This is a genomic window from Fluviicola sp. (assembly GCF_039596395.1).
Taxonomy (GTDB): domain Bacteria; phylum Bacteroidota; class Bacteroidia; order Flavobacteriales_D; family Crocinitomicaceae; genus Fluviicola.
Map to the genome: position 1 here is coordinate 44,718 of NZ_JBCNJT010000002.1, position 20,736 is coordinate 65,453.

Annotated in this window: 16 protein-coding genes; 7 read left to right on the forward strand and 9 right to left on the reverse strand. The window is 43.3% G+C overall.

The features are described from left to right. Positions 1–28: 28 nt before the first annotated feature. Positions 29–421, forward strand: coding sequence for a DoxX family protein (locus tag ABDW02_RS09300; protein WP_343634282.1), 393 nt, complete (start codon positions 29–31; stop codon positions 419–421). 59 nt (positions 422–480) lie between these two features. Here the strand turns inward: ABDW02_RS09300 and ABDW02_RS09305 are convergent, their stop codons facing one another. Next, a complete protein-coding gene (locus ABDW02_RS09305; protein WP_343634283.1) occupies positions 481–2,901 on the reverse strand; it encodes a PKD domain-containing protein in 2,421 nt (806 codons plus the stop codon). A 26-nt stretch (positions 2,902–2,927) separates the two neighbouring features. Then, positions 2,928–3,281 (reverse strand): hypothetical protein, encoded by a 354-nt coding sequence (locus ABDW02_RS09310; RefSeq protein WP_343634284.1) that lies wholly within the window; start codon positions 3,279–3,281, stop codon positions 2,928–2,930. Positions 3,282–3,556: 275 nt separating this feature from the next. Between ABDW02_RS09310 and lnt the strand changes: the two genes are divergently transcribed. Continuing rightward, positions 3,557–5,155 (forward strand): apolipoprotein N-acyltransferase, encoded by a 1,599-nt coding sequence (gene lnt, locus ABDW02_RS09315; protein WP_343634285.1) that lies wholly within the window; start codon positions 3,557–3,559, stop codon positions 5,153–5,155. A gap of 96 nt (positions 5,156–5,251) precedes the next feature. On the opposite strand, the gene ABDW02_RS09320 is transcribed toward lnt, so the two are convergent. Both ABDW02_RS09320 and purB read right to left on the reverse strand, forming a co-directional pair. Continuing rightward, positions 5,252–6,766 carry a hypothetical protein gene (locus tag ABDW02_RS09320; protein ID WP_343634286.1) on the reverse strand — a complete coding sequence of 505 codons (1,515 nt, stop codon included), beginning with the start codon at positions 6,764–6,766 and terminating at the stop codon, positions 5,252–5,254. A gap of 119 nt (positions 6,767–6,885) precedes the next feature. Next, positions 6,886–8,238 (reverse strand): adenylosuccinate lyase, encoded by a 1,353-nt coding sequence (purB, locus tag ABDW02_RS09325; RefSeq protein ID WP_343635937.1) that lies wholly within the window; start codon positions 8,236–8,238, stop codon positions 6,886–6,888. Positions 8,239–8,425: 187 nt separating this feature from the next. Between purB and ABDW02_RS09330 the strand changes: the two genes are divergently transcribed. The 3 genes from ABDW02_RS09330 to ABDW02_RS09340 all read left to right on the forward strand — a co-directional run bounded on the left by ABDW02_RS09330 (position 8,426) and on the right by ABDW02_RS09340 (position 12,850). After that, the gene (locus ABDW02_RS09330; RefSeq protein ID WP_343634287.1) at positions 8,426–9,277 is read left to right on the forward strand and encodes an EI24 domain-containing protein; all 852 of its coding nucleotides are present in this window, start codon (positions 8,426–8,428) and stop codon (positions 9,275–9,277) included. A gap of 141 nt (positions 9,278–9,418) precedes the next feature. Then, entirely contained in the window at positions 9,419–10,780 is a 1,362-nt protein-coding gene (locus ABDW02_RS09335; protein WP_343634288.1) for a hypothetical protein, read from the forward strand. 66 nt (positions 10,781–10,846) lie between these two features. Further along, entirely contained in the window at positions 10,847–12,850 is a 2,004-nt protein-coding gene (locus ABDW02_RS09340) for a mucoidy inhibitor MuiA family protein (RefSeq protein WP_343634289.1), read from the forward strand. Positions 12,851–13,194: 344 nt separating this feature from the next. Here ABDW02_RS09340 and aroA read toward each other — a convergent pair whose 3' ends face one another. Continuing rightward, positions 13,195–14,472 (reverse strand): 3-phosphoshikimate 1-carboxyvinyltransferase, encoded by a 1,278-nt coding sequence (aroA, locus tag ABDW02_RS09345; RefSeq protein WP_343634290.1) that lies wholly within the window; start codon positions 14,470–14,472, stop codon positions 13,195–13,197. Then, complete coding sequence (locus ABDW02_RS09350) at positions 14,472–15,551, reverse strand: chorismate mutase (RefSeq protein WP_343634291.1); 1,080 nt, start codon at positions 15,549–15,551, stop codon at positions 14,472–14,474. The genes aroA and ABDW02_RS09350 overlap by 1 nt, the downstream gene beginning before the upstream one ends. 173 nt (positions 15,552–15,724) lie before the next feature. Between ABDW02_RS09350 and ABDW02_RS09355 the strand changes: the two genes are divergently transcribed. Beyond that, the gene (locus tag ABDW02_RS09355) at positions 15,725–16,936 is read left to right on the forward strand and encodes an MFS transporter (RefSeq protein WP_343634292.1); all 1,212 of its coding nucleotides are present in this window, start codon (positions 15,725–15,727) and stop codon (positions 16,934–16,936) included. A gap of 76 nt (positions 16,937–17,012) precedes the next feature. Here the strand turns inward: ABDW02_RS09355 and tsaB are convergent, their stop codons facing one another. Next, positions 17,013–17,681 (reverse strand): tRNA (adenosine(37)-N6)-threonylcarbamoyltransferase complex dimerization subunit type 1 TsaB, encoded by a 669-nt coding sequence (tsaB, locus tag ABDW02_RS09360; RefSeq protein ID WP_343634293.1) that lies wholly within the window; start codon positions 17,679–17,681, stop codon positions 17,013–17,015. Positions 17,682–17,686: 5 nt separating this feature from the next. Continuing rightward, complete coding sequence (locus tag ABDW02_RS09365; RefSeq protein WP_343634294.1) at positions 17,687–18,379, reverse strand: response regulator transcription factor; 693 nt, start codon at positions 18,377–18,379, stop codon at positions 17,687–17,689. 583 nt (positions 18,380–18,962) lie between these two features. Here ABDW02_RS09365 and ABDW02_RS09370 point away from each other — a divergent pair. Then, entirely contained in the window at positions 18,963–19,634 is a 672-nt protein-coding gene (locus ABDW02_RS09370) for a response regulator transcription factor (RefSeq protein ID WP_343634295.1), read from the forward strand. Here the strand turns inward: ABDW02_RS09370 and ABDW02_RS09375 are convergent. Continuing rightward, positions 19,631–20,395, reverse strand: a complete 765-nt coding sequence (locus tag ABDW02_RS09375) for a DUF2490 domain-containing protein (protein ID WP_343634296.1) — start codon at positions 20,393–20,395, stop codon at positions 19,631–19,633. The two genes, ABDW02_RS09370 and ABDW02_RS09375, sit on opposite strands and share 4 nt — an antisense overlap. Positions 20,396–20,736 lie beyond the last annotated feature (341 nt).

Sequence of the window (20,736 nt, forward strand, 5' to 3'; positions counted from 1 at the left end):
TTATTCAATAATTAAAAACGAATAACCAATGAAAAGAACAAGTAACATTTTCCTGTGGATCGCACAAATCCTGATTGCAACGAGTTTATTATGGGCCGCTTATGCTAAATTGTTTCAGCCAATCGATCAATTGGAAACCATGTGGCCGTGGACGGGTGAAGTTTCACCTGCCTTTGTCAAATTTACGGGAGTCATTGATCTTTTGGGGGCTTTGGGAGTACTTCTGCCCGCTTTACTCCGGTTCAAACCGGTTCTGACACCCATTGCAGCAATCGGTATCGTACTATTGATGATCAGCGCAAGTATTTTCCACATCTGCCGCGGAGAAGCTTCCCAAATCGGATTCAATATTGTATTCGGAGCAATTGCAGCATTTGTAGCTTACGGCAGATTCAAACTGGCACCGATACCATCGAAATAAAACCAATAGGGACGCGAAGCATCGCGTCCCTAAAATCATTTATAACCTGATATTCGTAATTATTTCAAAAGGTTTACGTGCCCCACGTATTCGCGGCGCTTGTCTTTATTGCGTTCTTTAACAACGATCTTCCAGGTATAAACCCCTTCCTTACACAAGTCTCCCATATACGTTCCATCCCAACCGTAAGATATATCGTGGGATTCGAACAACACCTCTCCCCAACGGTTAAAGATCAGCAACGTATAGTTTTGTCCGTCGAATGCGGAATTAAGCACCGGGAAGAAAACATTATTGTGCTCATCACCATCCGGTGTGAAGGTATTCGGTACATAAATAATCACATCATCTACCACTGAAACCACTACCACCGCACTATCATTACATCCCGCTTCATTCGAAGCATGCAGAACCACGTGGTAAACTGCCGGAGAATTCGGATAGGTATGTGAAGGGCTTGTTTGCATGGATGTATTCCCGTCACCAAACTCCCAGAAATAGGATGTAGCGTTGGTGGAAGTATTCGTAAAATGGAACACCGGGTATACAACAGGCTGTTCAATCGTATTGACTCCAAAAGAAGCATTTACTTGCGGAGCAATAGTAATCATGTCGGTATGAGTCACAGAACCGGTACATCCGCTTGGATCTGTCACCGTCAGGGTCACATCATAAGTTCCGGATGCACTGTATTGCTGGGTAACTGATCCGCAGCCAACCTGCGTTCCACCACCTTCAAACGTCCAGACACAATTCGCAGAAGACGAACTGCTATTGGTGAAGGTAACGGTAAGAGGAGCACATCCGCTCGTGACGTCACTGGTGAATTGGACCGGCAATTGCGTATAAGTTACGACAACCGGTTCCACATCGGAGCAACCTCCCGGACTGGAAAGCCGGATGTAATAAGTTCCGGCAGTTGTAACTGCACCCGGATTTGCCAGCGGAACCGTACAAGCTGCATTCGAAAAATATTCCAGTGTTCCTGAACCTGCATTGATGGTAGTAACACCGGGAGCCGTCAGGTCAACGGTTGCCGGAGAACAAACTGCGGCTGGATTTGTTACGGAAATATCCGGACCAGGAACCACCGTTACAGAAGCTGTTACCGTAGAATTACACCCTACCAGGGAGGTCAATGTACATTGATAAGTAAACGTTCCCGTAGTAGTCGGAGTAATGGACAAAGTATTCGAAGTTCCCAGGACTGTTCCCGGATTAGATGTTTCCACCCACGAATAACTTGCCGCTCCAACCGGTGCTGTAAGCGTTGACGTTTGGTACTGGCAAACATCCGGCGGAGAAACGATCGTCATCGGTGCACACGTTGCATCCAGGTAAGCATAAGCGTAATGCGCACCCTGCGAACAATCACCTACCGTAAACCGGATAGTAATACAGGAACCGATGTAGGGCGTTAAATCCAGCATAACCGGTGTCCAGTCTTTCCAGAAAACACCCGAATTACCAATCTGGGTAAAACCTGGTATTCCCGGGCCTCCCGTAACCAATAAATTACCGCAGGCAATCGGGTTACCGAAACAATCCTGGGCATCAATCTGGAAGTAAGGCTGCTCCTGGGCTAAATGCGGTATGGTATCCGTTGCTATTCCATCCCCATCAAGGTCATCAATTATATAGGCATTTTGTAATACCGCTGCATAATAATAGGTAAACAAGGCATTGGATGACGTTACCTGAAATTTCTGCTCAATCCGTGATCCGCCGAATGCACCGTTAGCACCGTCTCCCAAACGAATGGAGTTGGTATTTCCCGGAACAAGCGGACACACCTGGTCAATCGGCGCCATCATGTCTACTCCTCCTGTTGTTATATCATGCTGACCGGAGTTCATCGTGAAGAACATCGGTGTATAGATTGGAGTTAAATCTCCTGCCGCACCAATTTTCATGGAATGTCCCCAGGACCCCTGCCATCCGGAAGTTGATCCGGAATCAAAACCAATATTTGTACAAGCCGGTTGCGTTGGGGCAGGCGGATTCGGGGGAACTACATTTGTAATCTGAATGGCGTAATCAAATCCCGTGAACTGTCCGTTATCGATCCAAAAAACATAGCATTCTCCGGGAACCGGATCAAAAGGAGCTCCCATCGTTCCGGAATTATCTCCGGCCACTTGTGCAATCGCAACTACATCAAGGGTTGATGCATTGTAAATAGTAAGCTGCGGGTATACCGGGCTTGCCAAACCGCCCGGATTAAAGCTGATAGTTGTCCAGATAGTTGCACTTGAAGTCGCACAATAGTAATAGAACCAGTCCGGGCCGTCATCCATTGCGGACGCAATATCATCGAAATCATTGTTTGCGAAGACCGTTGAACCCAAAGCATTAAACGGCAATGAAATCGGAGAAAAACTTGCTGACAGATCGTCATCGCCGCCCTGGGAAAAAACCGAAGAGCTCAGGAGCATGCATAAAGGCAGTAGGATATAACTCCAAAAAGTAATTTTTTTCATAATAAGGAGAGGGTGGTACTAATAGACTATTTTGATTTAGGATTTCTGTAAATGTATAATAACTCCATCCGTTGAATAAACGGGTAGATCATTTGATGAGTAGTAGCTCCTTTGAACCGGATAGAAATATCAGATCCATTGATATCAACCTGAGTGATTGCATTCAGGGATTCCATGTAATTTTCCAGTTCGTTTAGAGTTGCAGTTTCCAACGGTGATTTTAGGTGGTAAACAACAACATCAGATCCTACACCAGTGATATTAGGATTGGCATAAACGATATCGTCATGTTTTTCAAACTGTTGGCCATAAGCTGCGAAGACGGAAAAAAGGAAAAACGCAGCAGTAAAGTAACAACAGTTAATGAAATTTTGTTTCATTAAATGATTAATTTAGTTCAGTGCAAAGTTGACGAAAAAAACCTTTTTGGGTTGTCTTTTTTTCTGAAATTAATCCTTTTTTAACATTTTAATACGGGATAAAAACGGCAAAATGTGAATAATTTCAGCCTTACGCCTTCAACTATTACCAACCTCTTTTTCAATAGATTCAAGTGTTCCGGGTACTTTCCAATCATTACCGACCCGAAGGATTTATTTTCAAGTCATTCGCCGAAATCAGATCGGCATCTGCAAACAAATTGTAATTTTGGAATATGATAGAAAAAATCATTCAAAAAAGACTAAATCGCTGGTTACTAAGTATCTTATCCGGAATCCTTTTAACCGTTTCATTTCCTGAAACAGGTAGTTTAACGCCTTTAACATTCATTGCGTGGATTCCATTGCTACTTGTGGAGTCTTATTTTCATACCAAACGCAAGGCGTTCAGTCTTTTTATCCAGGCTTACCTGGCATTCTTCATCTACAATGTCGGGACAACCTGGTGGGTTTACTACGCCAGCGCGGATGGTGCTTACCTGGCATTTTTCGCGAACAGTTTATTGATGGCAATTGCATTTTTGATTTACCATTTACTAAAGCGCAAACTTGGCTCCAAATGGAACGGGCCGATCCTGATCTGTGTCTGGCTAAGCTTCGAATTCCTGCATTTTCATTGGGAACTTTCCTGGCCGTGGCTAACACTCGGGAATGTATTTGCTCCGAGAGCTTCCTGGGTACAATGGTATTCCATTACCGGTGTTTTGGGAGGATCGCTTTGGATCCTGGTCATGAACCTCTTATTTTACAAATTGGTTCTTCAACCCAAAAATCTGCTCAAAAACAGCTATTTCATTCTATCAGTTATTATCCTGTTCCTTCCACTTTGCCTTTCGGCCATTCTGTATTTTTCGAAAGACACCGGCGGAACTCCTTACAACGTAGCGATCATTCAACCCAATATTGATCCGTACGGGGAAAAATTCGTACTGGACAACGCCGCTCAGTTGGAAGCAATCCTGGAACAGGGCGATAAAGCAGTTTCTAAAGAAACACAATTAGTTATTGCACCGGAAACCTCTCTCTACCCGACTGCTAAAATTTACGAATCCGGCCTGCGCAAGGAAATTTTCTTTTACGTCATCAATGAGCACCGCGCCAAATGGGCCAATGCAGGTTTATTGATCGGTGCAACGACTTTCCAGGCATTCGAGCAAAAAAATTCACCGGCGAGCAAGTTTATTCCGCAATTGAATGAATATGTAGAGGATTACAACTCATCCGTTCTTTTCGACAATACACCAAACCCGAAGATCATCCATAAATCCAAGCTGGTATTGGGAGTGGAAAAAATTCCGTTTGTGGGAATGTTCCCCTTCCTGGAAGAACTGGCCGTCGAAATGGAAGGTGGTTCCGGAAGTCTTGGAGTAGAAAAAGAACCAAAAATTTTTGAGAAGAACCGCGTAAAATTCTCACCAGTAGTTTGTTACGAATCCATATACGGCGGATTCCTGGCCAAACAGGCTAAAAACGGCTCCCAGTTCATCGCTATTATCACGAACGATGGCTGGTGGAAAGACACACCGGGCTACAAACAGCACTTTCAATTCGCACGCTTAAGAGCCATTGAAAACAACAAATACGTTGTCCGATCAGCAAACACGGGTAAATCCGGGGTTATTTCCAATCGCGGGGATGTTTTGAAAGAAACAAAATGGTGGGTCAAAGATCAGTTCAATTACACCATTCAGCTGAATTCCAAACGAACACTTTACCAGGCACTGGGAGACTTTATCGGCTACTTCGCATTGGTGGGACTCGGGATGTTCTTCATACTTCGCATCATTCGCATTTTTCAACGCAGCACAAAATAATGGCAAATTGCGAATGCCGAATTTCGAATTTTAGATTCTACTCATAGGCCCGACCAGTCTTTCTCTGCTTTATCCGCGGTAGTTAATCCGGTCTGTTTATTCGAAAGACAGAAAGCCGTATTTATCTTTTTTATTCGACGCTGCGAAGATCACCTGGTGCGTTTTGTAATTCACTGTGGAAAGTTTCAGGCACACAAATGCCCCTATCGCATCATAAGGTGAGAACAGGTTTCGCTGTGTTTCCCCGTTTTCCAGGTTAACACTCGTTTTTGCCAGACAATACTCTTTGTACCGCAAAGAATTGGAGAAAGGAATCCGTGTTCCCAGGTATGCCCCGATCTGGTCGTAATTCTGGACGTGATCATTGAAAAATATCACCAGGTTTCCCTTGCTGGTATAACTGATCAGGGAAGAAAACTGCCCGAAATCATTGACTGATTCCTGTTTCTTCGGAATTTTCCGGAACCAGTTGAGTTCCCCCTTATTGGAAATCGAATAAACTATGCAATCGTTGTAATTGTAGTAATTCGTCACCTGGTTCATTCCCCTGGAATCGGTTGTATTTACTTCATAGATGTAATACTGCTCCGCCAGCACGCTGAGCGATCCGTCGGGCAGCAAGATCACATTCCTGAAGGCATAATTCAGCAATTCGTTATTGATATTCTGATAACTGTAAATATCATCCGACCGCGGATTTTCCTGTTCCAGCACTTCCAGAGGAAATTCGAGGAACTTCGGCGACTCCATTTGGTTGGACTGAAGCGAAAAGGTCGAATAAAAAACTCCTTTCGCACCTCTTGAATCTTCGTCTCCCCAGGTTCCGGTGAGGATTGCCGTAGAATCGTTTGAAGTAATCACGAAATTATAGACTTTCCGTTGTTCGAGATCCAGTTCATACATCCTCATGGAATCCTGCGGACTCATATGTATCAGCACCGATTTGTCTACCTGTCCGAAATCCTTCCAGAGACTGTAATATGCTTTGGAAAAAACGGATACTCCCAGGAAATAATCTCCTTTATCGGTCAAATGCCGGGCCTCCACAGCCGAAAGTTTCGAATCGTATGGAATTTCATATTCTCCTTCACGCACCGAAACCATTTGCTTGTTCAGGATGTTGTAGCCGAAGCGGTCATAAGTTTCTTTTTTAGCCGGAATGAGGTAATCCACCACTAAAAAATTGTTCTCCGGGGAAACTTTGGTTGTTACCAATACATTTCTACTCCAGCCTTTCGGAATCACATAAGAAGCAACAACCAGCGGCGGCCCGAAAGGATCCACATCGTCGTCGTATTCCTGCATGTATAAAGTCACGGATGCTCCTACTTTATCCGAAAACAGGCCGAACAGACGATTGGAAAAAAGGAACATATCTTCCAGCGTCACCATTTTCTGGTCAATCCGCGGTTCTATCCGTTTGGAAATGATTTCTTTCCCGTTCTCAAAGCGCGAAATTTTGGCAGAAGGCATCAGGGAACCATTGCCGTAATGGAATGTAAAAAAAACACCGTTGTCCTTGGGTAAAATAGCAAGCGTATTGGGCCGGGCCAAATTCTCAGGTCCCCAATCAATTTGAGGAGGAACCTGCCCCCAAAGGAAATGATTCAATACCAGAAAAAAAGTAAGTTGGATAAATCGCAAGGCTTTTTTTCTGTAATATAAGAAAAACCTGTGTTCACAATCCATTCCGGGCAAAATTAATTGCCCAATAAACCTTAAAAGATTTCTTACACCAGTTTTACCCCGGTGTAATTAGAAGGAGTGATTTCTTTCAAACGCGCTTTCATCGAATCCTCGACATCCAATGTATCAATAAAATCGTGAACTGTTTGTTGTGTCACTTTCTCGTTTTTACGTGTCAATCCTTTCAAAGCCTCGTAAGGTTTCGGGAAACCGATACTTCTTAAAATCGTTTGGATCGCTTCAGCTACAACCGCCCAGTTATCTTCCAAATCCTGCTGAATCGCTGCTTCGTTCAGCAATAATTTGTTCAATCCGGCAATAGTTGCTTTAAACGAGATCAAAGAATGGGCAAGCGGCATTCCGATCGCTCTCAAAACCGTTGAATCCGTTAAATCGCGCTGCAACCTGGAAACCGGTAATTTCGCAGCCAGGTGTTCATACAACGCATTTGCAATCCCGATATTCCCTTCCGAGTTCTCGAAATCGATCGGGTTTACTTTGTGCGGCATTGCGGATGAACCTACTTCGCCTTCTTTCAATTTCTGTTTGAAATATTCCATCGAAATGTAAGTCCACATATCGCGGTCCAGGTCAAGAATAATCGTATTGATACGCTTCAGGCAGTCGAATAAATTCGCCAGCTGGTCGTAATTCTCAATTTGGGTGGTCAGCTGGCTTCTGGTCAATCCCAATTGCTCATTCACAAACTTATTGGAGAAAGCCACCCAATCCGTTTCCGGGAAAGCTACCTGGTGTGCGTTGAAATTCCCCGTTGCACCACCGAATTTAGCGGCATAAGGAATCATTTTCAGAATTTCCAGTTGTGTTTCCAAACGGTATACAAAAACCCCTACTTCTTTCCCTAAAACTGTCGGAGAAGCCGGTTGCCCGTGTGTTCTTGCCAATAAAGCAATCCCGGACCAGTCCTTCGTATATCCTTTTAAAACAGTGATCAGTTCATTCAATGAAGGAATGTATACTTCGTTCACCGCCTCTTTCAGGCTCAACGGAATGGAAGTGTTGTTGATATCCTGGGAAGTCAACCCGAAATGAATAAACTCCAGGTAATCTTCCAATCCGAGGTTTTGCATTTTATCCTTCAGGAAATACTCCACCGCCTTCACATCGTGATTGGTCGTTTTCTCAATATTTTTGATCTCCAAAGCATCCGCTTCCGAAAAAGCCGTAACGATTTCTCTCAGCTTCGGGAAAATCGAAGAAGAAACCGCCTTTAACGGGCCAACTCCCGCTTCCACCAATGCAATAAAGTATTCAACCTCTACATGTACCCGGTATTTAATCAATCCGAACTCGGAAAAATAAGGAGCCAGTTCGCTAACTTTTGAGCGGTAACGTCCATCAACGGGACTAATTGCTGTTAACGATGTAAGAGACATGGAATTACTCATAGGATCATTTTTGAAAGGTGCAAAGTTAATGCTTAATTGCGAATTACGAATGCCGAATTGATCGATTTAGTTATGGATAACGAAATCTCACATGATAATTCATAAAAGGTACTTCGACTTCGCTCAGTCATCTTTTAATTCGAAATTCGTAATTCATATTTCGTAATTTTGAAACATGCGATTCATCAAGAACCTTTTCATCGGTTACAAGGCTTACGTCAAAGCATTTCGCTTAATCATCGATTACAAGTTGTATTTCTACATCATTTTTCCGGCCATTCTGATGCTGGGAATTTACCAGGTAGGTTTCATGATCCATTTGCACGAACCGAAAGCAACTGCCACTAGTATGAACGGCATCATCTGGTACCTGATCAAATTATTGTTCGAAATCCTGGTCGCAACAACCCTCATGCGCTTCGCCAAATACCTCGTGGTAATCCTGCTCGCGCCCTTATTTTCAAAAATTTCCCAGAAAGTCGAATTCATTCTTACCGGAAACCGCTATCGGTTCAATTTCACGCAACTGGTTAACGACATCAAACGCGGATTGAAGATCGGGGTACGCAACATCATGTGGGAAGTATTCTTTTTCACCGTTATTTTCCTCATTGGGGTAATCGGCTGGGGAGATTTCAGCATCAGTCCGGTTCGCCACGTCCTTTTCTTCATCAGTTTCTATTACTACGGTTTTTCATTCATGGACTACATCCACGAGCGCCTTCAGATGAATGTGCAGGAAAGCACGCAACTTGCACGGGAAAACCGCGGAATAGCGCTTTCGATCGGGTCGGTCTATTCCATTTTGATCTGGAACTTCATTGATCTGAATACGCTTTTCGACTGGTCGGGCTTCAGCGCTGATCCCGGACAATTCATCCTTACCTTCATCACCAACCTCGGACTTTGGTTTTGCGCTTCCTTCGCTCCGATCTGGGCCATTGTGGCAGCGACGATTGCCATGCACGACCTGCTGGATTTGAAAACACACCGCAAAGACGAGTTTGCAGAAAACACTTTAAGGTAGAAAAGGTTCAAAGCGTTCAAAAAGTTCAAAATATTGAAACCATTGAACAATTAAATCTTTTAAACATTTGAACTAGCAATTCATAGGTTGTTTTTCCATTTTTTTATCTTATTTTGTCTTCGAATTATACAACATCTCTATATGAAAATCCTATTCGGAACTTTGTTATTACTACTATGTGCCAGCAAATCATTCGCTTTTACTTCTATTTCGAAGGATAGCGTTACGGGAATTATTGACAAATCCGCTGCTTTGATTAAAATCGACCAGGGAAAACAATTGGTTGCCGAGAATAAAATCCGTGAAGCCTTACTGGTATTCCGCGAAGCTGCAATTAAAGATCCGAACTCCTGGAAAGCTTCTTTCTGGATCGCCTTCTGTCACTACCGGTTGAAAAACTACGGATATGCCAAACAATACGGGTTGGATGCTATTGCAAAAGGACCGGATGATGTGGACGCGGAAGTTTACGATATCCTGGGAACTGCTTGTCATAACATGAATGAATTGGACGAAGCTGAAAACTATTTCCAGACCGCATTGAAATTGCTTTCCAAATCACGTGCAAAAGAATTGAATACGGAAAACAAACTGGCTTCCGTTCAATTTGCAAAAGCAAACAAAGGAACTGCAAACCTGCGCATGCCGCTAATGGGAGATGTCAATTCCGGATACAACGATTATGCGCCTGTTTTCACAGCTGATGGAAAACGCATTTACTTCACTTCCAGAAGAGCGAACACAACCGGAGGAATGATGAACCCCGATGACCAGGAATACTTTGAAGACGTGTATACCGGAGTTTGGAACGAAAAAATGCTGAAGTACGACAGTATTTCCAACAACGTTGAACGCATCAACGGCCCGGGATTCGAATCCATGTCCTGGCTTTCCAAAGACGGTTTGCATGCAACTGTAACGATGAACAACACGGCTACCAATGCGAAAAAAGTAACCGGATCATCCGATATTGCAGAAGTGGAATTTACCAAGAAAGGAAAATGGAATGTTCCGAAAGTAATTGCCAACAAGACGATCAACACCAGTTTCTTTGAAGGTTCGGCAACTGTGACTGCCGACGGAAATACCATGTATTTTGTTTCCGACCGCAAAGGAGATAAGCGCTCTACGGATATTTACGTTGTACAGCGCACCGGGAAAACTTGGGGAGAAGCAAAAATCTTAAGCGACAGTGTAAACACGGTTATGCGCGAAACCACTCCTTATATTTCTCCGGACGGAAGATTCCTTTTCTTCAGTTCCGAAGGCCACGTCGGAATGGGCGGATTGGATGTATTTGTTTCTGAAAACACGGGTTCCGGCTGGACAAAAGCTAAGAACTTAGGCCCATTGGTAAACTCGGTAAACGACGACACGCATTTCGTGATCTACAAAGAATTAGGAAAAGCTTACTTAAGCGGATTGACCGTAAATGATAAGAAAAGTAGTATCGATATCTACGAAATCGATTTAAACAAATTGATTTTACCGGTAAAACTTTAATCATCCGTTGAACGAATTGAACACATAAACGTACCTTGCTGGGTACGTTTTTTTTTACATTATACTATGAACAAATTAACATTGATCTTACTGCTCATTCCTGTTCTCGGGTGGAACCAGAAAGAAACCAAATCGGAAGCGATGATCCAAAAAGTAACCGTCTTCAAAGAAGGTGCACAGGTAGAACATTCCAAAGAATTAAACCTCGGTACCGGGAAACAAGTGGTGGTTTTCCAGAAACTGACGGATTTCCTCGACCCGAGTTCCATTCAGCTGAAATGCTCACAAGGGGCAACCATCCTGAGTGTGCGCACCCGCAAGAATTTCGACGACAAAACCATTGCAGAAACGGAACTGAACGAAAAGAATGACCGCAAAAAAGTCCTGGAAAAACAGGCACGCACACTGCGCGACGAATACAAAGTATTGCTCCTGGACGAACAGCTTTTGCTCAAAAACAACAGCCTCAGCAGTCAGCAGCAGGCTATGAAAATTGCCGAACTGAAAGAAGCTTCGACCTTCTTCCATGCAAAATTGTCGGAAATCAATACCCGTAAATCGCAATTGGATTCTGAAATAGAAGCGGTAGTTCGCAAGATCAACACCATCGAACAGGAAATCAATACCCGCAAAGGATTACCGGTTGTGAACTACACAGAAGTGGAAGTAGAACTGGACGTAGAAAAAGCCGGAACTATTGATTTCGACTTTACCTACATCACTCACAAAGCTTCCTGGAAGCCTTATTACGACATGCGAAGCAACGGAGTTGGCGCGCCGGTTTTACTGGAAGCAAAAGGGCTGGTTTCCCAAAACACAGGAATCGACTGGAAAAACATCAAACTGATCCTTTCCACAAACGATCCGTACGACAATACGCAGGAACCGGTGATTGATCCATGGTACGTGAATTATTACACACCTGCTCCGAGAAAGCAAATCGTTGACCGCTACATTCCCGAGTACAACTTCGACGGAGAAACCATTCACGGAGAAGTAACCGACGCCACTTCCGGCGAACCGCTGGCTTTTGCGAAGATTTCCATGAACAACAATCCCTTAAACAGCTTCACCACAGATGCAACCGGACGTTTTACATTCTCCGTTCCGAGGGGCGAAAGAAGCTATACCATTTCCTATTTGGGCTATCGTTCGCAATATGTGAATATCAATGCCCCATACATCAAAACACAATTATATCCGGAAGCTGTTGCTATGGAAACCATTGGAAACGGTGATGTGATAAATGGTAAGATCAACCAGGTATTTACAGGAAGCGATATCTACCTGACCGATGCTGCAGGATCAAGAGAATTGAGTGAAGTTGAATTGACCGCAGGCATTGCATCTACCCGCAAAACGCGCGCAAAAGGAAGAAAAGACGACGAATTATACAAGGTTTCAGGAGAAACATTCACTCCCGGAATTTACGATGCTTCCATTGCAGAGCAGGTAGAAAAAGATTTGCGCATGGAATTCCAGATCGAAACTCCGTTTTCCGTTCCTTCGGATGATGCGGATCACCGCGTAGCCATTGCTACTTACCAAATGAAAGCAGATTACGAATACCACGCGGTTCCGAAACTGGACGAATCGGTGTATCTGGTGGCACAGATTTCCGGCTGGGAAAAACTGAACTTGTTGAACGGAGAATCGAATTTGTACTTTGACGGAACGTATATCGGGAAAAGCTTCATTGATGTGAATTCTTCCAAAGACACATTGAGCTTCTCTTTAGGAAAAGACAAGAAAATTATCGCTTCGCGAAAACGCAGCGAGGAAATGAGTAAAACACGTCTGCTTGGAAACCGCTACAAATACGAAGTAACCTGGGATTTCACCATTCGCAACAACGGTGGTGCTTCTATTCCTATCATTGTAAAAGATCACTTCCCGATTTCCATCAATGATGATATCAAAGTCAAACAGGGAACTCATGAAGGAGCAACTCTCGACGAGAAAACGGGAATCCTGACCTGGAAATTCATCACCAATAAAGGGGAAACGAAACAATTCAAATTTGACTACCAGGTAGATTACGGGAAAACGCAACCGGTTTACCTGGAATAATCAGACTGTATAAAACTTCAAAAGCATCAGCCGTGGCTGATGCTTTTACCTGATTATGAAGAAAAATTACTATTGCTTCACAACCGCATTCAACCAAACTTTCTTTATAGAAACCAAAAAACCTTACAGCGTTTTGAGTTTAGTCAAACACAGTAAATGTGGCAATAAATATTGCTGTTACTTAAATAAAAATTCTGGAACTTAGTAGTAAGTTATAGATGTTGTCTATTAGTGTTTCAGCTCTACGAATTTAGAAAAGGAAATGTTAATTTTCAAGATGACCCCGCTAAATTGCGTGAATTTATGATAAGTGGTTAATTTTCAATCTAAACGGCTGATTTTAATTATAAAGAGTCAAATTGCTTCCAGAAATCCGGGTAACTCTTTGAAACTGAGTCAGCATTCGTAATGATTGTTTCACCCGTTGCAAACGTTCCGGCAATGCCCAAACACATGGCGATCCGGTGATCGTGATGCGAATCGACTTCTGCTCCGTTCAACTTTCCGGTTCCGTGAATAAGCATCCAATCAGCTTCCAGGTCGATTTTCAATCCCATTTTCCCCAATTCGCTTTGAAGAGCCATTCCACGGTCACTTTCCTTGTGGCGTAATCTGTGAACTCCTTTTATTCGCGTAACGCCTTCACATTTGGCTGCCAGAACCGCCAATGCAGGAAACAAATCCGGGCAATCCGTTGCATCAAATTCAAAAGCACGAAGGCCCGAACCATCCACATGGATCGTATTCTCACCGAATGACAATTTGCAACCTGCACTCATCAATCCCTGCAACAATGCTTTATCCGCTTGCAAACTGCGCATGCTCAACCCTGAAATTTCAATCGAATGGCCGATCGCAGCAGCAACGAGCCAATAACTTGCCGAGCTCCAATCCGATTCCACGGAATAATCCGTGCATTGATACTGCTGATTTCCCGGAATACAGAACAGGTTATTTTCCTGCTCAACCACTATTCCGAATCGCTTCAGCGTATTGATCGTCATTTGAATATAAGGTCCGGACTTCATGTTCTTAACGGTCAAAGTACTTGATTCACGGCTTGTCGGCAATGCCATCAATAACCCCGAAATGAATTGAGAACTCAGCGAACCGTCCACTTCCAGTTCTTTCCCATGAAGCGGCCCCTGAACCTCTATCGGCAGCTTACCATCCATTGTTGAAACAATTGCTCCGAACTGAGGAAGCACCTCATCAAAGAAATCCATCGGTCGTGATAGCAAGCTTCCTCTTCCGTTTAGCAATACTTTCTGCTCAAAAGAAGCAGCAACACAAGTCAGCAAGCGCAGTCCCAAACCGGATTCACCGGCAGACAATTGCACATTCTCAGCAAGGCTTTTTATTCCGGTAATTGAAACAGAATGAGAATGAATTTCAAGTTCATGAGGAGGCAAATCCTCATTCCCTCTCCTATACCGAATAACTGCTCCCATTTGATGAACAGCTTCCAGCATGGCCTGTTCATCATCACTTGTCCCGATTCCGGTTACGTGTGAAGTTCCGTCCGACAAAGCAGCACAGAGAATGGCCCGTTGCGCATCGCTTTTGGAGGCAGGGATTACAACGGTACCTGAGATCAGTCGTGGGCGAATTACCTGTTTCATCATTCCTCTTTACCCGAACCGTTGTTCATCACACGCACCTGGTGACGAATGGATTCCTGGTGAATCGCATCCATGACCTGGCGCACAAAACGATCGCTCAGTTTGTACTCATTTGCCCGGCTCAACCTGGCAGAAATGATCTTCTTCCAGTGTTCAGGCTGCAAAATGGTGATATTGTGCTCTTTTTTGAAAATTCCCAGTTCTTCGCTCAACTGCATGCGGGCGGTAAGAATATCAAATAAACGATCATCCAGGTCGCCGATCTTCTCACGAATGACCGAAATGTGTTCACTATCGAGTTTTTCGGAATTTTGCGATCTCAGCACCAATGAATCCAGGAGAATTCCCAGGTTTTGAGGCGTTAACTGCTGTGCAGCATCCGACCACGCAGCATCCGGGTTGCGGTGCGTTTCAATGATCAGTCCGTCAAAATTCAAATCCATCGCTTTCTGCGAAACTTCCAGCAACAAATTCCGGTTTCCGGTAATATGGCTCGGATCGTTGATAATAGGCAAATCCGGAAGCCTTTCGTGCAACGCTATGGGAATTTCCCAATTCGGTACATTACGGTATTTCGCGTGTTTATACACCGAAAATCCGCGGTGAATTGCTCCTAATTCTGTTATTCCTGATTTCTCCAAACGCTCGAAAGCCCCGATCCACAATTCCAGGTCCGGGTTTACCGGGTTCTTGACCAAAACAGGGATTTTCACTCCTTTCAATGCATCGGCAATTTCCTGCACAGCAAAAGGATTCACGGTTGTCCGTGCACCGATCCAAAGAACGTCCACACCGGCTTTTAATGCCTGTTCAACATGTTTAGTATTCGCAACCTCCGTGGTAACGGGAACACCCAATTCTTTTCCGGCATTCACCAGCCATTCCAAACCTACCTCTCCTACTCCCTCAAAGGAATCAGGACGGGTACGCGGTTTCCAGATTCCGGCCCGGAGCATATCGATCTGACAGAACTCCTTGATTTGAAGCGCTGTTTCCATCATTTGTTCCTCCGTTTCTGCACTGCAGGGTCCGGCAATGATAATCGGCCTTTTCCCTCCTTTTTGAATGATGCTGCTCATGACGTACCAAATTACCTATTAATTGCGAATTGCCAATGCAGAATTGCGAATTAAACAACTCCAAAAAATGGCTTATCCGGGATATCTTATCTTCCAAGTGAAACGTTTATTATTTTCAAAATAAGCCGGTGAGTTAACAACTCCTTAACGAAGGATGGCTTAAATTTGCAGGCATGAAAGCAGAATCAGTGGCATTTGATGCTAAAAAAACAGTTTACCCTATTCTATTTGCTGTTTGTTGTGGTCATTTCCTGAATGATTTGATGCAAGCGGTGCTCCCGGCCTCTTACCCGATTTTAAAAGACGCTTACAGCCTGAGCTATACCCAAATCGGTTTTATCACTTTTGCTTTCCAGATCACTTCTTCGTTGTTGCAACCGGTTGTTGGAACATTTACGGACAAAAAACCACAGCCTTATTCCTTTACCGTAGGAATGTTATTTGCTTTTTCAGGTTTGATTACCCTTTCCTTCGCATCCAATTTTATCACCATTCTCCTGGCAGCTTGCCTCATCGGAATGGGTTCTTCTATTTTCCACCCGGAAGCTTCACGCGTTGCGTATTATGCTTCAGGAGGAAGAAGAGGATTTGCCCAATCTATTTTCCAGCTGGGCGGAAACGGTGGAAGTGCCATCGGGCCGTTACTGATTGCATTTATTGCCATTCCATTCGGTCAATACACCATTGCCTTTTTTGCATTTTTTGCGATCCTGGGAGGTTTTATCCTGTTTAAAGTCAGCAACTGGTACAAAGGCTATTTAAGTCACAGTTCTTTCAGGAAAAACGCTTATAACGAAGAACCTTTGGGGTTATCCCGCGGAAGGATTATCCTTTCCATCGTAATCCTCCTGGTGCTGATCTTCTCGAAGTATTTCTTTACGGCAAGTATTTCCAATTATTACGTATTCTACCTGGAAGAAAAATTCGGATTATCAGAAACAGCCAGCCAGATGCATTTGTTCCTGTACCTGCTTGCATTTACATTGGGCACCTTATTCGGCGGACCATTGGGCGATAAATTCGGACGTAAAAAGATTATCTGGTTTTCCATTCTGGGAGCCGCACCTTTCTCCCTGGCCCTGCCGTATATCGACAGTTTGTTCTGGACGAGCGTCTGTATTGTTTGCGCCGGAGCAATTTTAGCCTCCGCCTTCTCCTCCATTTTGGTTTATGCACAGGAATTATTGCCCGGAAGAATCGGGATGGTTTCCGGCCTGTTTTACGGATTTGCTTTCGGAATGGGTGGATTGGGCTCTGCAATTTTGGGCGGAATCATTGATAAAACGAGCGTAACATACGTTTATCATTTATGTTCCTATCTGCCCTTGATCGGAATGGTGACGGTTTTCCTGCCGAATATTAAGAAACGAAGACAAAAAAACTAACGTTTTTTTCTAATTATCAATGATCAAGTATTGAATTATCAAGCACTTGATACTTATTGAATTCACCATTTGACAATTACTTCTTAGCAGGTGCCTGGTAAAATTCCTTCAGATAAGCAGGTTCAAAATAAGCCACATCTTCAAATTGCCGGTTCAAAAACTTTTGATAGGCCGCATGGATTTGTCCTTTTGCGGAAGGCTCCAATTCCAAATCGAACAGGATATTCCGTCCACTCCAGATTTCTGCCATCTTTGATGCCCCATCACCGAAACAAACAAAAGGCTCAAAATCGGTGTATGACTGCTCATCCAGCACATCTGCGCTGACGGGTTTCAGAACATCCGATTCAAAATTGGTGATCAGTGAAAAAACTTCCATTCTCCGTGCATCGATCATCGGGCACAGGTTGGAATCCGGGTACACAATCCGCGCCACTTCAGCCATTGATTCAAGCGTGTCTATTGCTATCAGCGGAATGTTCAATGCATAGCACAAACCTTTTGCGGTAGAAACACCGATCCGCAAGCCGGTGTAAGAACCCGGACCGGCAGAAACAGAAACCGCCGACAAATCTTCCGCTGTTATTCCCTGGAGTTGCAACACTTCCTGGATCAACAGCGTTAATTGTTCTCCGTGAGAATATCCTTCGTCTTTGAATTCCCGGATACGGGCCAACTCTCCGTTCAGGGATAAAGCAACCGAGCAAACTTTTGTTGCCGTTTCAATATGTAAAATGTAAGTCATTGTGTTTAAGCCAAAACTTCCAGTTTAAAACCGATGCCATGAATATTGGAAATGGCGATTTTAGGATCCATCGAAAAGTATTTTCTGAGTTTGGTAATAAAAACGTCCATACTTCTTCCGGCAAAATAATCGTCTTGTCCCCAAACGGCAGTTAAAATATTCTCACGCGGTACTACGGCATTTTTGAATTTGCACAGGATTTTCAGGACCATCGCTTCCTTTTTAGTCAGTGTTTTTTCAAACTCCGGGTGCTTTAAGGTGAAATTCTCCGTATCAAAAGTATAGGTACCGATCTGAACCACTTTTTGTTCGGGTTCGTCCTGGATATTTACACGTTTCAACAGTGCTTTCACACGAACCGAGAGCTCATCAAAGGAAAAAGGTTTTGTCAGGTAATCGTCTCCGCCTGCATTGAAACCGGCAATCTTATCTTCCGTCATTGCCTTGGCAGTCAAAAAAAGAATCGGAATCTCCTGGTTCATTGTCCGGATTTCCCGGGCAAGTGTAAACCCGTCTTTTTTCGGCATCATCACATCAAAAATGCATAAGTGGAATTCGTCTTCGGAAAAGCGCATGTGACCATCCATTCCATTGGTGCAAAGTGATACATGATATCCTTCCGACTTCAATTGGTCCGAAATAACAAATCCAAGATTGGTGTCATCTTCAACCAATAATATTTTAGCCTTTGATTTCATTCTAAAATGATTGTTTTTGTGAAGATACTAAGAAAACGTTTCGGATAAATGATCTCCGGAAAATAGAATCCGGATTACCTGAAAAAGATAAGAGCTCAGGACGGGCGTCCCAAGCTCTTATCACACTAATCAACCTAACCTACTACTACTGCAACAAAGATAAGCCATTATCTCGTTGCTTTTTCACTTTTTTGAGAGACTTACAAAAAAGAACAAATAAAGGATTTAAAGAATGTTCCAAACGGATGTAACTATCATCCGTTAAATAATTCACTGATCAGTCAATTAAATCTAAAATTGAACAGATTAATCAACAAATACCATCGACGAACCAATTATTACCCGGGTATGTTATCATTTTAAGATTCCAAGAAAGTCGTTTTTTTTGACGAAAAAAAGATTTGTTTTTAGGGTTGAATGGATGAAATGATTGATGAACGGATTTTTAGCAATTTCTTCATCCAAAAACTTCTACAAGCCTCATTTCAACTATCCCGTTTTAGTTTTCCAGAATATAATCGACGAATAACCAGCCTACTTAAAATACTTTCTTACCTTTGAATGGATCCGGAACTCATTAAGAATGGACAAAATTTTAATAGTTGATGACGAAGAAGATATCCGCGAAATTCTCGGATACAATCTGAAGAAAGAAGGCTTCAAAGTTTTCCTGGCAGAAAACGGGCAAACGGGAATCAGTTTATGTAAGGAAGAAAAACCCGACCTGGTAATCCTGGATGTGATGATGCCTGGAATGGATGGTATTGAAGTGTGCGAACAAATCCGGAATACACCCGGATTGGAAAACGTACTGATCTGCTTTCTGACGGCCCGTAATGAAGATTACAGCCAGATTGCAGGATTGGATGCCGGTGCGGATGATTATATTTCCAAACCGATCAAACCGCGCGTACTTATCAGCAGGGTTCATGCCTTATTAAGAAGAAAAGAAACGGTTCAGGCAAAACCCGCTGGAACTCCCGATCTGGTGATTAACCGTGAAAAATACCTCGTAATTAAGAACGGCGAAACCCTTCATTTACCAAAAAAAGAATTCGAATTGCTGGCACTTCTGGCCTCACGTCCCGAGGTCGTTTTCGAACGTGATGTAATCCTGGAGCGCGTTTGGGGAACGGATATCGTTGTCGGTGACCGCACGATTGACGTTCATGTACGAAAACTACGGGAGAAAATAGGCGACGACTATATCCAGACTGTTAAAGGAATCGGGTATAAATTCAAAGCACTCGGTTAAATCTTTTCCTTTTTGGGATGCGGTGTTCTTTTGAACACATGTGCATAGGTAATTTGCAGGTAATCTTTTCTGCGCTCTGTTCCTGTAAGCTTCAAAAACTGATGCATCAATCCGATTTGAATGGAACTATGCTGCATTTTGTAGCCTAAGCCAACAAAGAAACGGTTCTGATTGAAATACGGGAGTTTATGTGTAAACATGATTTCATTGGAAACATTCGCGTAGAAGGTTTTGGCCTGCATCGTTTTATGGTTGATCGGAACGAATGCCTGAAGCCTGTAACGGAAACGGTAACGGTCTTCATCCGTAGTTCCATCGTAATTGGAAGTAAATCCATCCAGGGCACTGTTCCATTTTTGAATAAAGCGGTACTCGAACCGGTAACGGTGATCAAACTGAATCCTCTTTCCGTTTGTTTTCAATAAAAACTCTGCCCAGACACGGTTCTCCGTTTGTTTCTGTGGAGTTCTGAAATTCTCATAATCCACGTATTGGTGATAAGTCCCCACTCCCAATCCTCCGGAAAGCTGTTCGGTAAATAAGTAATGAAAGAAGGTCTTCAACTCCCAATAATTTAAATCGTCGTAAAATTTTTGACTACGCATTTGCCCTTCCGCAATAAAATGCAATTTCGGGAATGCTTCATAACGTACATTCACCACATTCCAGGATCCGGTCGTAAAACGGGTATCATTTGCCCAACCCTGAGCTTTCAGTGTAAATGGAAGTACCAATAATACCAGTGCAGCAATTTGTTTCATTTCGATTTTTTTTTGGCAAAACTAATGGCTTCACATTGAATTAATCCACACCAAATGTTAGTTTAATTTTTTGATAACATTTTTAATATTCGGGTAACATTAAACCTCATTTCGGAGATTTTTAAGCTCTGAATTCGGTGTTTATTTACTATTTCCTTCCGGATAAAAACGCATCTCTTAACATTGAGTTAACATTGCAATTCTGTTAAATACCTCAAACACTGGCACTTTACCTGAATTGACCTCTTTCAGGCTCTAAAACTCCGCAACTTTACCATTTCGTTAACATTTACATTCCGCGAAACATCCTCCGTAAACTCGAACTACATTTGCGCCATCAA